Annotated in this window: 1 protein-coding gene; it reads right to left on the bottom strand. The window is 64.6% G+C overall.

Annotated elements, in window-relative coordinates; translation table 11 throughout:
- Positions 1–1,598 (bottom strand): FG-GAP repeat domain-containing protein (locus tag C7477_RS18645; RefSeq protein ID WP_146226132.1); only part of this gene is annotated, 1,598 nt, incomplete at both ends.

Raw genomic sequence — 1,598 nt, 5'->3', positions numbered from 1 at the left:
GCCGGGCCCAGCTGTTCGTTGACGACCTTGAATTGCACCTCGCCCGAGGGGACGTGTCCTTGCGGATCGCCGTCGATGGTGAGGACCGCCGTCAGCTCGACCTCCTCGCCGGTGAGAGCCGTCCCGGGCGGGTTGGCGGTCAGTGTGAGACCCGTACCGAGCTGCTGCGGCGCAATCGGCGTCGGGTTGGCGGAGGAGTCGCTCGCCTTGAACTGCTTGTCGCCCGCGTAGCTGGCGAAGACATCATGCTTGCCGGAAGCGGGATTGCCCACCGCCATGACATTGTTGACGGTGGCCGTTACCGCTGCGGTGGGCTGGACGATCCCTATCGTCACATCGTTGTGATCGGCGCTGGCCACGGCCACGTCGGTGAAGCCGTCGCCGTTGAAATCGCCGGTCACCGGCACCCCCGGATAGCTGCCGGGCTGGATCGTGGCGCCCTGCGTGAACGTCCACTGGCTGGTATCGAAGCCGCTGCCCAGAAGGAGCTGCATATCGACGTTACCGGGCCCCTCGTAATATGCGGTGGCAATGTCCGGCTTGCCGTCGGCGTTGAAATCGCCGACCGCCATGGTGATGGTCTTCCAGTTCTCATCCCCGATCGGGTAGCCTCCCTTCGACGGGAAGGTCTTGCCGGTGGGCCCGCCCTGGAACAAGGCAACGGAGCCCATGGCGTTGAAATTATTGTTGCCGATGGCCAAATCGAGATTGCCGTCGCCGTCGAAATCCGCCACCGCAACCGACAGGGCATGGGAGTTGGCGCCGGTGCTGACCGGTGTCGGATCGGGCTGGAACGAGCCCTGGCCGTCGCCCAGCAGCACCCACGTCTTGCCGGCTGGGGTCTGCGGCACGACGAGATCGGGCTTGCCGTCATTGTTGAAGTCGCCGGTCGCTGCGGATGCGACGCTGGTGCCCGAGGCTACGGGATTGCTGCCCACCGACACCTGGGTTCCCTTGGTGGGGAAACTGCCTTTGCCGTCGCCCAGATAGACCTGCGAGTTGCTGGTGTTAACGACGGCGATGTCGAGCGTACCGTTGAGGTCGAAATCGCGCACCGCGAAGGCGACGAAGCCGCCCGTTACCGTGTTGATGGGCGACGGATCGAAGCTGCCCTTGTCCTTGCCGGTGAAGACGCTGATGTTTGAGGTAGCGCCGACGGCGCCGACGGCGAGGTCGACATAGCCGTCATTGGTGAAGTCGCCCGCCACGATCAGGTTGGGGGTGGGGATATTGGGTATGGTCGAGGACGACGTGGCCGGGAATTTACCGTCGGTCTGCGCCAGGAAGATCTGGACGTTGTTGTCGAGCCCGTTGGCGACGGCAAGATCGGCGCGGCCGTCCTTGTTGAAATCCTCGCTCGCCATCGTATAGGGAAACATGCCGACGGCGAGCGTCGAGGACGTCGCGGCAATGCCGTAGGCTGGCTGCGCCAGGACTGCGGAGCCGAGCTTGGTGTTTTTATTCGTCTTGTCAAGAATGGTGACGTCTCCCGTCGGGACCTGGCCGGCGGGAAGACCCGAGCGGACCTGAGCGGGCGGCGTGCCGAAGCCCGTGACGGTCACAGGCAGAGTGTAGGGGCCGGTGCCCTCGACCTTGCC

This window comes from Paramesorhizobium leguminum, assembly GCF_003217235.1.
GTDB classification, from domain to species: domain Bacteria; phylum Pseudomonadota; class Alphaproteobacteria; order Rhizobiales; family Rhizobiaceae; genus Paramesorhizobium; species Paramesorhizobium leguminum.
The sequence above is the reverse complement of the archived record's forward strand: the minus strand, read 5'-3'. Positions and strand labels throughout refer to the sequence as shown.